We start from the raw sequence: 12,906 nt of genomic DNA on the forward strand, positions 1-12,906 counted from the left end.
CACATCTTTTCTGAGTTAATAGTTATGACGTAGATTTGAAATACTTAGGATTTATTTATCCTAAAATATATGCTATAATCCTCCTAAAAATGGAGGCTATCGTTATGAATGTAAATACAGACACACTTGTTTCTATTTCCGAAGCAAATCAAAACTTTTCTAAAGTTGCGCGACTTGTTGACACATACGGATCAGCTGTTATTTTGAAAAACAACGCTCCTCGCTACGTAATTTTAAAATTCCCGAAAGCCAAAACTGAAAAAGTTACTGTTCCAACAGACGATGAAGTTATGGCTTTATCCAACATGTTCATAAAAAAGAACAAAAAAGTCTATGAGGAACTTGCCAAATGAAGTATTTAAAGCGAGAACAAGTGATTAAACTTCACCAAGCTCTGATTGAAACAAGCGTATCTGCACACATATCATGCTAATCTTTCTAGCACTCAACAACATTATGTTGTCTTATAAAGATGAAGAACTGATTGATATTATTCTCAAAGTTGCATCAGGCAAAGCAAATGAAAATGACCTTTACACTTGGATTAAAAACCACCAAGCCTAATACTCCAACATTCCGAAGCATTTTTAGAACATGCCAAACTCTATTTCGTGCGATTGGTCAAAGTAGCGGACATAAAACACCACAACAGTATTACTTCACTACAGCTTTCCCATTAAGACAGTGCACCATGTAATGCGCAAACCCATCGTTTTTACAATTTACCTTCTTCTTATCAGAAACCTCGGTGACACAATTCTCACAAACTACTTCAAGGCTTGCATCCTTGGTGATTGTTCCTTCTAAAATACTCATGCCATTTAACGTATCAAGTGTACAAACATGAGTTACTTCTAGTTTCATTACGTGTTGGATACAATGAAACCTTGACCTTGAACTCTGAAACTATTGCTCTGTACTCTGAAACTTTAACTTTGAACTCTGAAACTTTAGAGCTTGGAGCACCATACTGTTTTTTATTGAGAATAAGAAAGCTTATATCTCAAATAACACTTAAAAAATAGCATACAAAAAGATGGCTCTAACATATCGCTAGGGCCATCTTCTAATAAACAATGCTAGTTACTTAAAACAAGCGTGCTTACTTATTGTTTTCTTCCGTCATTTTCTTCTTAAGAAGAATTGCAAGTCCGGCAATCGAGAAACCAAGTGCTGCAAGCAAGCCTGCAAACGACGCCGATTCACCCGTCTTAGGAATCATGCCAATACGCTTTTCAGGCTGCGGCTTAGGAGCTGGCGTCGGTGTTGGAGTTGGAGCCGGTGTCGGAGTTGGTGTTGGAGCCGGTGTTGGAGTTGGTGCAGAATCTTTCGCGTAAATGGCATACACAGTCATATCACCATTAACTACGCTTTCTCCCGTAAACGTCTTACCCTTACCATTTTCCTTCGTATTCCACTCCTTGAAGGTATAACCGTCCTTCGTTGGATTCTTCGGCATGGACTCATTAGTCAACGCATCAGTATTAATAGCCTTACCAGTTTCCACTTTCACTTTTGCACGAGTCTTATTGCCATCCTTGAAAGTAACTGTTCTTTGAATCCGCTTCCACTGAGCGACGTATGTTACGTTAGCAGTCACCTTATCTGCAACGGTAGGAGTCCAGCCTGTAAAAACATAATCTGTTCTGCTTGGAGCGGTTCCCTCAAAAGCAGGAGTAGGCATGTCGACGAGTATGTTTTGATGTACCTGGTCTTGGAAGATTTCTTCTCCCTCAACACCGTCGGTATAAGTAACTGTGAAGTGATCTTCCTGATCATCAGGAGTGCCATTGTTGTTCTTGTCGTCCTTCCACTGAGCGACGTATGTTACGTCACGAGTTACCTTATTCGCAACGGTAGGAGTCCAGCCTGTAAAAACATAATCTGTTCTGCTTGGAGCGGTTCCCTCAAAAGCAGGAGTATCGGAACCCGAAGCAGCTTTGTAAACCTGATCGGTAAAAATTGCTTCGTTGTCAACGCCATCAGTATAAGTTATCGTGTATTCTCTTACAAAGCTTACTTCTATAGTGTGAGGCGATTTTACAGCCTTGAATTCATATGAACCCGAAGCTGTATGTTCGACGGTCTGTTCTACTCCGTCTATCTTCAGCGAAGCTATTATGTATCCTTTGTTGGCTGTAAAATTGTATTTCTGATTTTCTCCGTATGTGACTTCTGTCTTTCCGGCAGGAGTTATCGATCCGCCTTCACCGGCAGTTGCCGTGATAGTAGGATTAAGGTTTGCATAGACCTTATAAATTCGCTTAATTAATGTTGATTCTCCTATAGTCCCCGTTCTGTTTACGGAAATCACATTTCCCGATGTATAAGGAATGCTCTTGTTGTTGTGATCTTTCGAAAATGAATAGAAAACACCTTTGTAGTTTCCGTAGTCCTTGTCTTTAAAAAACTGCTCGTACGTCCAATTCTTAAAAACCCAACCTTCTTTTGCAGCGGCAGTGTACTCCCTTACGCCTGTAAGCTGAGGGTCAACTCCACCCGAATTTTTGTGAGTGATAGTTATCGCGGCTGCAGGCGAGCCGTTATCGTCTTTTACAGAATAAACATGCAGCTCTGCGTCTTTTATATACGGTTCCTGCATGTCTATTTCCGTATATTTGTCGGCTTGCTTAGATGCTACCGCATCGCCACCAGCAAATGCCTGCGTAGTTCCAGCTACTACGCCAAATGCTACTAATGTTGCCAGCAGTAGCCCCATTGTCTTTTTTGCTAACAATTTCATCTTATTCACATTTCCTTATTAATCTAAAAATGTTCTTTTTATTACTTTGAAAAAACTGCATAAAAATAGGCAGAAACACATACCTATCCATCAGGTATATAATTCTGCAAATTAAAAAATTCTACGTGAAAATAGACAGAGTTATGCTGTCTGTCTGTTTATCTGTCAAGGATTTTGTCAGTCTTTTCATGGCTTGCCAACCTTTTATGCTAAGACGTTATTCACAAGCCTTCATTTTTTTGTAAAGTACTCCAAGACCAGCTAAAGATAGTCCCAATGCAGAAAGAAATGCGCCAAGAGAGCTGGATTCACCAGTCTTAGGTAATGTTGATGGTGGTGTTGGAACTTCTTTCAGTTTGTCTACCATCACTATCGTATTTCCTGTTACAGCTATACCTTTCACTATTGCTTTTCCATTTTTTACTTCAAATGTTATTGCTGTCGCTACTTGATATTTAGCTGGTGCAGATGTTTCTGTGAATGTGTACTTACCGTCTTTTAATTCAAACTCTGTTACCGTTCCATCTGTTACCCATTTTTTGACTAAGCTTCCATCTGCTTTTGTCAATTGGATAGTTGCGCCCTTAAGATCTTCTCCATTCTCTGTTAATGCTTTCTTAGAAAACTTAACTTTTGTTGGTGTTGGAACTTCTTTCAGTTTGTCTACCATCACTATCGTATTTCCTGTTACAGCTATACCTTTCACTATTGCTTTTCCATTTTTTACTTCAAATGTTATTGCTGTCGCTACTTGATATTTAGCTGGTGCAGATGTTTCTGTGAATGTGTACTTACCGTCTTTTAATTCAAACTCTGTTACCGTTCCATCTGTTACCCATTTTTTGACTAAGCTTCCATCTGCTTTTGTCAATTGGATAGTTGCGCCCTTAAGATCTTCTCCATTCTCTGTTAATGCTTTCTTAGAAAACTTAACTTTTGTTGGTGTTGGAACTTCTTTCAGTTTGTCTACCATCACTATCGTATTTCCTGTTACAGCTATACCTTTCACTATTGCTTTTCCATTTTTTACTTCAAATGTTATTGCTGTCGCTACTTGATATTTAGCTGGTGCAGATGTTTCTGTGAATGTGTACTTACCGTCTTTTAATTCAAACTCTGTTACCGTTCCATCTGTTACCCATTTTTTGACTAAGCTTCCATCTGCTTTTGTCAATTGGATAGTTGCGCCCTTAAGATCTTCTCCATTCTCTGTTAATGCTTTCTTAGAAAACTTAACTTTTGTTGGTGTTGGAACTTCTTTCAGTTTGTCTACCATCACTATCGTATTTCCTGTTACAGCTATACCTTTCACTATTGCTTTTCCATTTTTTACTTCAAATGTTATTGCTGTCGCTACTTGATATTTAGCTGGTGCAGATGTTTCTGTGAATGTGTACTTACCGTCTTTTAATTCAAACTCTGTTACCGTTCCATCTGTTACCCATTTTTTGACTAAGCTTCCATCTGCTTTTGTCAATTGGATAGTTGCGCCCTTAAGATCTTCTCCATTCTCTGTTAATGCTTTCTTAGAAAACTTAACTTTTGTTGGTGTTGGAACTTCTTTCAGCTTCGCGCTAATTAAATTTTGCATCTCTGGGTTTTTTGATTTATAAATAAAAACTTCCATTGTGCTATTAATCTCATCATCATGAGAAGAATCCTCAGCAAAAGTTCTTAAGTCTTGTTTTTGCTTGTTCAATTCTGGGATTTGACTATAATCTGTATCATAAATTTTTTTATTGTCTTGCTGATAGTAATATTCATTTTGTAAGACTGTATAATTAAGTTGCGGATGTTTTAATTTATAAAATAGCATCCTTTTGATTTTCTGAAAATCTCCTTTTCCACCGTTACTAGCATACGTATCATTCGTAGCATTTTCGTTTTTTGAATATTTCCCTGTGGCTTTATCGGTTTTTCCTGGAGATTGTTTATGATGATCCATACATAAGGACCATTCTGAATCTGTTGTCCCATTTTCACTTATAACTTTTCTATGCTGACTAGCATCATATGCCTGATAAGTCTTATCAGTTTCACTTGCACTTGCACTTGCACTCACATTTAATGGAGCCATGCTTATAAGCATGACCACCGCCAGTAATAGGATCATCCATTTTTTTATTATTCTTGCTGTCATATTTATTCACCCCGCATTTTCATGTTGATGGCAACTAAAGTAGGGTTTAATTTACACAGTGGCTTTTTGTCAGCAAGCGTAGTAAAATCAAGGAAAAGGTAGGGTTGATTTGCAATATTTATTTGTAAATTAATTCCTAGATTTATTTACAAATTTTTTCAATTTTTCTTGCATGTAGCCACTTAGAAAAGGTAGTATGCGAAACAGAAAGCATTTCTGCACCCTCACGCAAATTTACCTGTCCACGCTGCCACCTAGTCGCCACAGCATAAAAATCATCAGGAAGCTCAATCTTTGCCCTACCAAACACCACACCTCTTTGTCTGGCAACACGAATCCCTTCCATCTGTCTTTGATGAATATTTTCTCGCTCAACTTGAGCAACATACGATAAAATCTGCAATACAAGATCGGCAATAAACTTACCTGTTACACCATTTACATGTTTTCTCGTATCCAGCAAAGGACAATCCAACACTACAATATTTGCTTCTTTTTCTTTCGTGATTTTGTTCCACTGCTCAATAATCTCATCATAGTTTCTACCTAAACGGTCAATCGACTTCACAAACAACTCATCACCAGATCTCAAACGTCTAAACAATCTCAAATAATTTCTACGGTTGAAATCCTTCCCTGATGCCTTGTCAACATAAATACAGCCTTTTCTAATGCCATTGTCTTCCAAGGCCTTAAACTGTCTGTCTACACACTGATCCTTTGTAGACACCCTCGCATACCCATAGCGCATACTTATTATCTACTCCTTTTTTGAACACCATTATTTCAAAAAAGAAAAGAATAATTCAGCATGAAGAATTATAAAACCCCACTTCATCAGCTGGGTGCAAAGTGGGTGCACTTTTTAACGTTAACATCCTGTGCACTCGACCCTAGAGCGTTGATATCTTCCCTCATACAGAAAACTCGCACTCAAAAACCGCGAGAACCCAGCTTAAAGCTGCTTCGCATTAAACCTTTTAACAATAGCCCTCGCTAAACCCTGTTACACAAGGGCAAACTTGCACCCACCTAATCAGCCTTTGACATCAATACAACACTCTCGACGTGGATTGAGAGAACTCCTAGTATAGCTACACTTTTTTGAGTGCACACTATTGATAGTGGGTGCACTTTTTAACGATAGGAAAAGCTATCGTTAAAAGGTTTAAGATTGGCTTAATAGCTTGATTTTAGCATAAAAACAAAAAAACAGCCTAGAGATGATTCCCCCTAGGCTGACTTTTGTAACATTTCAAACGCTCACATTCTTTTGGCTTTTACGATGCCCTTTCAATATCCACACTAATCTCTGACTTAAAAGTTATACTGAACCTGTCCTCGTAAACTTTTATTTTCTTGATGTACTTTCTTACTAGCTTCTCGTCATACTCACTAATATCGTGACGCTCACTTTTCAGAAAATCTTCCATTTCTCTGATTCGTCTTTTAGCATCTTCTTGACCTGCTTTTTCTATAAGAAGCTGCTGTTTCTTACCTTTAAGCTCATCAATATCATCAGCAGTTTTCGTGTAGTCTTTTTTAGCTTTAAGCAAGGTTAGCAGTATCGCCTGTTTATCTGCAATTCTTTTATCAACCGTTTCAATCTCGTTTAAGTTGTTGCCCGCGATAATTTCTCTAATATTATTCTTCAACGTATCCAACACTTCATCCGATATACTAAACACCTTGTTTATGGCTTTCACTATGGCAGATTGCAGTTCGTTCTCTTGTACTGTCGGAGCATCGCAAGCACTAGGACCATTTTCCACTCTGGTGCAACAACGCCAAACAACAGAATGCACTCCTCGGTTGTTCCAAGCAATTCTTCTGTAAACATCCCCGCATTTAGAACAAACACATAGGCTGGATAGAGCGTACTTACTGGAATAAACTCTTCTTTTTTTGTTCTCCTCACCGCTAAACATGTTGGCTCGTCTTACCATTTCTTCTTGAACTTTAAAGAAAATATCTCTTGGAATAATAGGCGTGTGGCTATCTTTTACATAATACTGTGGTTCTGTTCCATCATTTTTTATACGAACATGGTTAATAAAATCTGTCGTGATGGTTTTTTGTAAAAGAGCATCACCAATATATTTTTCGTTTTGCAAGATGCCTTTAATATTAGATAAATTCCATTTTAAATGCCCGGCACCGTTTTTAATGCCGTCTTTTTCAAGGCCCTCCGCTATGTCTCTAAGGCTTGCTCCTTCTAAATATTCTCTATAGATTCTTCTTACGACTTTTGCTTCCTGTTCAAGAATTACAAGATTCCCTTCATCGTCTTTTGTGTATCCTAAAAACCAGTTATGGTTGATTTGCACTTTGCCTTCCTGGTAGCGGAACTTAAGTCCAAGCTTCACATTCTGAGAAAGCGACGCGGATTCCTGTTGAGCTAAAGAAGCCATGATAGTAAGTAATAGTTCTCCGCTTGCTTCCATGGTGTTGATGTTTTCTTTTTCAAAAATGATCGGGATGTTTTTGTCTTTCAACTGTCTAACAAACTTTAAACAGTCGATAGTGTTTCTCGCAAAACGGCTAATCGACTTAGTGATAACCATGTCTACCTTACCGCTCATGCAATCGTGGATCATGTCGTTGAAACCGACACGTTTTTTCGTGCTAGTTCCTGAAATACCGTCATCAGCGTAAATGCCGGCAAACTCCCAGAGAGGATTTCTTGAAATATAATCCGTATAATGCTGAACTTGCGTGTCATAACTTGTTGCCTGTTCTTCACTGTCAGTACTGACACGACAATACGCTACTACTCTTAACTTCGGCTTATCTTCATGCTTATCTACCGTATTCCCCGCTATTTTTCTTGGTGGAATAATTGTAACGTTGGCATTCATTTTACACCTCCTTGATTTGACTGTACGCGTATGCTGCTTGCCGATAAGGATCATCGTATTTCTTTTCTACCTTTTCTAACTGGTAGCTTGTAATAAGCCGAATTTCCTTTATTGGCTTAGGCTCTTTATAACGATGATTCCTGATAGCATTCTCATGCCTTATTTGTTGCACTTGTCTAAACATATCCTCATCGATAATCTGAGGATAAAACTCTGTTCCTAAATACAATTTCTTGCTAAGAATTTTGCCCGTGACTGGCCAATCCCTTTTTATACCTGATTTTTTAGCAGCTTGAGAAATATTTTTAAATTCAAGATAGAAACGAAAAAACTCTCTTACTTCTTGAGCTTTTACTTCATCTATAACCGCTTTACCGTCTACTATTCTGTAACCATATGGGATGCGTGCCATGTTTCTTTCACCTCTTCTTCTAATTCCAATCCGCATTTCAAAATAAAAAGAAATCTTGTTCTGCTTTTAACTACGACATCGTCTACAAAATCCAGAAAATCCTCATCCTTAAACTCGCTAAATACTTCTGTGACGCTTACGAACCGTTGAAGTTTTTGTGCCTCGTTTAAGTGCGTTAAGTTACCGTTTAAACTGTTGGAAAGCTGAAGTTTTTCCTTAAGACAAGTATCTATTTCCGTTTTAAGCTGATTGCTTTCCAGATAGTAGGAATCCATCTCAATGTAGCCACCGGCTAAAAGCTTACTGAGTACTTGCTCTTGTTCTTGCAGCTTAAGCTTTTTTTCTTCAAGTTCGATAACCTTGTTCAAACCGTCTTTATTATTCACACCTCTCAAACTTTCTACGAGAGGAGTCAACATTTGAACGTATCCTGCTTTTAACTTGTTTAACATTTGCAGGAAGGAAATTTTAAGATAACTTTCCATAACAGACTTTTGTGAACAAGCATGAATATCTTCAAGATGCGTTATACAAACCCATATGCCATACGCCTTATTATGTTGATAAATTATTCGTCTTTTACACTTGCTTCCACACTCACCACAACGAATTTTACCTGAAAACGCATAAAGCTTATTGTACTTACCACTACCACATACTATGTTATTTTCACTTCTTCTCCACGCGATAATCTCTTTTACAAGATTAAAAGTTTCATGACTGATGATAGCCTCGTGATGGTTTTCAATAACATACTGTTTTTTCTCGCCACAGTTTTTATGACGGTTAAAACTATCGTCTGTAAATGTCTTTTGAAAAATCACATCCCCTGTGTATGTTTTATTGTTCAAAATAGCATTCACGGTACTTGAAGTCCAACTTCCGCCCTTTTTAGTTGGAATCTTTTTATCGGTCAATACTCGTGCTATTGCTTCTCCACCTATGCCGGAAAGAGTCATGTTGAAAATTTCTTTTACTACCTTGGCTTGCTCGGGAACTATAATCATTTTCTTATTCTCGTTTTTATACCCATACGCAGGGCAGGGAATGACGAAGGTTCCGTTTTCGAACCGTTTTTGAATTGCCCACGTGTTGTTTTCCGAGATGGATCTTGACTCGCTTTGCGCAATAGAACTCAGGATGGAAAGCATAAGCTCTGAACTCATATGCTCGGTATCAATGTTTTCTTTCTCAAAATACAAATAAATACCGAGACCGGTAAGTTTTCTAACTATTTCAAGACAGTCAACCGTGTTTCTTGCAAGCCTACTAATAGACTTTGTAACAATCCTGTCTATCTGACCGCTCTGACAGTCTTTAAGCAGTTGTTTAAGACTTTCACGCTTACCGATTTTCGTGCCACTAATACCCTCGTCAAAGTAAAGCCCCGCATACTCCCAGCAGGGATTAGACTTAATATAGTTTTCGTAATGCTCCTTTTGCACTTCTAGACTGAGAAGCTGCTCATCACTATCACTAGAAACTCTCGCATACGCTGCAACCCGCGTCTTTTTCTCAAAACCAGTTTTTCGCATTGTAGAGTCTATTTTTATTATTTCTTTCACTATTTCCCCTCACTTTCAGCTAATACTATTCATCACTCTAAAAGCAGTGTTTATCAAGCTTTTAACCCAATAATTCCTTGTAAAACGGGTGAAATTTTTCCCTGTTAAGACGGCTTATTTTTTCTTTTTCCTGCTCACTGATAAGCCCTTTTTTAAAGAGTGAAACGGTAAGTTTTTCGGCTATTTCAAAACGAAAATCCGCCTGCATACTCTCTTTCGTCCAAGCTCTAGCTTTAACATCCTCTAGCCCGTGAACATCATTACTTATCTGCATGATGCTCACCTCCAAAACGATGCTCTATATAGCAGGCGTGGCAGCAGTATTTTCGAGTTTTATTACCGTAAGAGATAAAAGAATTTTTGCAGTTAAGACAAGCACACTCATAGTTTGCCTGTCTTTTTACCAACTGTGTATGCTTACTCCACCACGTGTTTCTACACGCGTCAGAGCAGAAACGTTTAACTTTACGACCAGCATTCTGTTTAACAGGCTTAGCGCATAAATCACATAATTGAACGCTATTGCCAACATTTACGCCGCCAAGATTGTTGCGCTTACAGTAGCTTTTAACCGTATCAACTGAAAGATTTAACTGTTTAGCTATTTTCGTATAGCCAAACCCCATGTTTCTTAGTTTTCCAATCTTACTTTTTTCTTCCACATTCATTTGCCTGTGCCTCCTTACATCACAGGCAAAGAAAAAACAGTGTTTTTTAACCTCTTGGCTTGATAATTTAACCTTAAAAATAAAAAAAAGCCCGAGGATTGCTCCAATGTAGGAACAAGCCTCGGGCTTTACATGTTTCAAACTGTTTTACAAGAGTTCGTTTACTCGTTTTTGTACCGTAGCATAATCGTATCCGGCTTGAGTTAGACGCTGTTTACGCTCATTTCCGTTACCCCACGTGCCTCGGATTACTTCACGTGCAAGCTCATCAACTGACTTTCTACGAGTCTTAACACCAAGAAGCTTATTAACCTTATTTTGCACGCTCGCATAATCGTATCCGGCAGAAGTTAAACGCTGTTTACGCTCATTTCCGTTACCCCAAGCGCCGTTAATAACTTCTCGCGCCACCTCATCAATACTCGAGGTGCGCGCAGCTTGGTCAGAGCCGCCGTTTTTACACCCGTTTAATCCAACGTTTTTAATAATGCTCGGATAATCCACGTAAGCATAATCCATGTCAACTCTGCCGGCTACTCCAGGAACGCTGCCGTTTGACGAGTATTGCCAAAGACCATACGAACCCTGATAACTGCAGTGCGTGTTCCACTGTGCAATCCACAAAGCGTAACGGTTTCTAACATGAGATGACACAAGATTATTAGCCACTGAAAGCGAGGTGTAAAAGCCTGCATAATACCCGTAAGTTTCCAGTTTGCTGCAAAAACTGGTAATCAGCGAATCGCAGAAAGCTCGCCCACGGTTAAGCTGGCTTTTTTCTTCTAAATCAAAGTAAACTGGGTACTCAAAACTTTTACCTGAAAGCGTGTTCACACAGCTTTGAGCTTCCTCAGCCGCTTCAGAACCGGAGTTTGCGTACGAATACCAGTAGGCTCCCACGTCAAGACCAGCTGTTTTTGCTTTACGATAGTTCTGTTCAAACCACTTGTCTTTGCATCCGATACCGTATCCTGCTCGAATGATCACAAACTCGACTGCCGGATGCTTTTCACCGCGTTGAAATCAATGTCACCCTGCCATTCTGATACGTCTATTCCTTTTTTACTCATGAGTATTGTCCTTCCTGTTCTTGTCGTGTAATTGTTCTAAAACGTTTTTTAATTTCTCAGGCACGGGAAGCCCCAGGTGAGCCGCGTTTTCGGTTAAAGATAATCCTTCGTTAGATAGGTAGAAGAAAATTACTGCGGTTCTCATCACGCTTCCTTGCTTCAAAACATGAAAATCTATAATGTTTGCTATAGCCAACAAGCATAAAAATGAGCACCTTTCTAAAAATGCCCTTAAAACCAATGCTGCTAGACAGTTTCTTATCCGTGACATGCACACATCACGCCTGTAATATAATCAGTACCACAAATAAAACGAGTGCGAGGATAAGCCCGTCGCATCCGCCTAAAAAGTATCCCAGCCAGCCGCCTACCTAGTGTGAAAGCCAGTTGAGCACTATTCCAAAATCCTCTCATAATTCTCCTTACAAGTTTTCCTAACATTTGCCAGTACTCTTATAAAAACAAAAAGTAGAAAGTAATAAAAAAGGACAGGCATGGTTTAAACCACACCTGCCCTAACATTTCAAGCATTTCAGCATTTCAACTGATATTATTTTTCAACACATGACTACTCCTTACCATCTTTTACACCTTCCTCAACCATTCCACCTTTTACACCTTTCCCAGCCGCTTCATCTTTTTCATCTTTTTCATCTTTTTCGGCTTTTATTTTCAAAATCTCGTCGTTAAGTTCGCGTTCTCTAGAATTAAAATAGTCTTCTAACTGTTTCACATACACTTCATATTCCATCGAGTTTTCCGCAATCACCGCCGAACGCATATCAGATAATACGCTTGCAACAATGCCTTCTATCATGTAAGTAGGTATTGGTATTTGCTTATTCAACTCGACTATTTTTTCGTTTAACTCAGCCTTATATTTTTGCACAGCTACCGCGTAGCTAATTGTCGGTTTTACCACTACTCTCCTCCAATCTTTTTAGAATAATATCCAGCTTGTGGCTGATTTCGCATAAAATTTTCGTATTATCAACTACAGGCGTTGTAATACTTTCTGTCACGTCTTTTAAGCGCGTACCCTTATTAGCCACTATTTTGTTTGTGTGAATAATGAGTTTCTCCATAACAAATTCTCCCTTTATTCTCCCTATAACAAATTCTCCGCCAACGTTCACTTCCACGCTTCCATCAACGCTTCCACCACGTTCACTTCCGCGCTTCACTTCCGCGTTTTTAATAGTATTTAACTTTCATGAGTATCCCGTTTTTAAACACCATGTGAGCGTTAGAACCCCATTTTGAAGCTTTCCCATCCTGGTTCATCTCAATAATCTGCACATAGTTAATATCCGCGTCTACTCCTGCACCGTCTTGCCAAACAGGATCTATAATCTTGTTACCGTGCATGTAAAAGTTGCATCCAGCGTGAATACCATACTCTTTATAAATGCTTTGCGAACGTGAAAAACACAGCATAGTAGCGTATGTT

13 protein-coding genes and 2 pseudogenes are annotated in these 12,906 nt (G+C 38.8%); 1 reads left to right on the plus strand and 14 read right to left on the minus strand.

The annotated features are described in order from the left end of the window. Window positions 1–104 precede the first annotated feature (104 nt). Window positions 105–353: a prevent-host-death protein gene (locus HXT39_RS02970; protein ID WP_102703089.1), complete on the plus strand. Its 249-nt coding sequence runs from the start codon at window positions 105–107 to the stop codon at window positions 351–353. Between the two features lie 301 nt (window positions 354–654). On the opposite strand, the pseudogene HXT39_RS02975 reads toward HXT39_RS02970, so the two are convergent. The 14 genes and pseudogenes from HXT39_RS02975 to HXT39_RS03040 form a co-directional block, all read right to left on the minus strand. Continuing rightward, window positions 655–858: pseudogene (locus HXT39_RS02975) on the minus strand (hypothetical protein); the annotation flags it as partial. A 244-nt stretch (window positions 859–1,102) separates the two neighbouring features. Next, complete coding sequence (locus tag HXT39_RS02980; RefSeq protein ID WP_102703087.1) at window positions 1,103–2,743, minus strand: InlB B-repeat-containing protein; 1,641 nt, start codon at window positions 2,741–2,743, stop codon at window positions 1,103–1,105. Between the two features lie 217 nt (window positions 2,744–2,960). Further along, window positions 2,961–4,883: an MSCRAMM family protein gene (locus tag HXT39_RS02985; protein WP_421793296.1), complete on the minus strand. Its 1,923-nt coding sequence runs from the start codon at window positions 4,881–4,883 to the stop codon at window positions 2,961–2,963. Window positions 4,884–5,025: 142 nt separating this feature from the next. Further along, window positions 5,026–5,634, minus strand: a complete 609-nt coding sequence (locus HXT39_RS02990; RefSeq protein WP_004128639.1) for a recombinase family protein — start codon at window positions 5,632–5,634, stop codon at window positions 5,026–5,028. Window positions 5,635–6,163: 529 nt separating this feature from the next. Next, window positions 6,164–7,741: a recombinase family protein gene (locus tag HXT39_RS02995; protein ID WP_103014090.1), complete on the minus strand. Its 1,578-nt coding sequence runs from the start codon at window positions 7,739–7,741 to the stop codon at window positions 6,164–6,166. A gap of 1 nt (window position 7,742) precedes the next feature. After that, window positions 7,743–8,153, minus strand: coding sequence for a hypothetical protein (locus tag HXT39_RS03000; RefSeq protein WP_004111243.1), 411 nt, complete (start codon window positions 8,151–8,153; stop codon window positions 7,743–7,745). Then, a complete protein-coding gene (locus tag HXT39_RS03005; RefSeq protein WP_103014091.1) occupies window positions 8,123–9,718 on the minus strand; it encodes a recombinase family protein in 1,596 nt (531 codons plus the stop codon). The genes HXT39_RS03000 and HXT39_RS03005 overlap by 31 nt, the downstream gene beginning before the upstream one ends. Before the next feature lie 61 nt (window positions 9,719–9,779). After that, complete coding sequence (locus HXT39_RS03010; protein ID WP_103014092.1) at window positions 9,780–9,992, minus strand: SHOCT domain-containing protein; 213 nt, start codon at window positions 9,990–9,992, stop codon at window positions 9,780–9,782. After that, a complete protein-coding gene (locus HXT39_RS03015) occupies window positions 9,979–10,386 on the minus strand; it encodes an RNA polymerase subunit sigma-70 (protein ID WP_103014093.1) in 408 nt (135 codons plus the stop codon). The genes HXT39_RS03010 and HXT39_RS03015 overlap by 14 nt, the downstream gene beginning before the upstream one ends. A gap of 147 nt (window positions 10,387–10,533) precedes the next feature. Next, on the minus strand, window positions 10,534–11,373 hold the full coding sequence (locus HXT39_RS03020) for a GH25 family lysozyme (protein WP_421793297.1): 840 nt from the start codon (window positions 11,371–11,373) through the stop codon (window positions 10,534–10,536). A 75-nt stretch (window positions 11,374–11,448) separates the two neighbouring features. Beyond that, a pseudogene (locus HXT39_RS03025) lies at window positions 11,449–11,870 on the minus strand (phage holin family protein). 154 nt (window positions 11,871–12,024) lie between these two features. After that, the gene (locus HXT39_RS03030) at window positions 12,025–12,378 is read right to left on the minus strand and encodes a toxin (protein ID WP_103014095.1); all 354 of its coding nucleotides are present in this window, start codon (window positions 12,376–12,378) and stop codon (window positions 12,025–12,027) included. Continuing rightward, a complete protein-coding gene (locus HXT39_RS03035) occupies window positions 12,359–12,640 on the minus strand; it encodes a hypothetical protein (protein ID WP_233186371.1) in 282 nt (93 codons plus the stop codon). The genes HXT39_RS03030 and HXT39_RS03035 overlap by 20 nt, the downstream gene beginning before the upstream one ends. Window positions 12,641–12,650: 10 nt before the next feature. Then, window positions 12,651–12,893 carry a hypothetical protein gene (locus HXT39_RS03040; protein WP_421793299.1) on the minus strand — a complete coding sequence of 81 codons (243 nt, stop codon included), beginning with the start codon at window positions 12,891–12,893 and terminating at the stop codon, window positions 12,651–12,653. Window positions 12,894–12,906: the final 13 nt, after the last annotated feature.

Origin of the sequence: Gardnerella sp. DNF01159, from assembly GCF_049244215.1 — a bacterium.
In the GTDB taxonomy this organism is placed as follows: domain Bacteria; phylum Actinomycetota; class Actinomycetes; order Actinomycetales; family Bifidobacteriaceae; genus Bifidobacterium; species Bifidobacterium swidsinskii.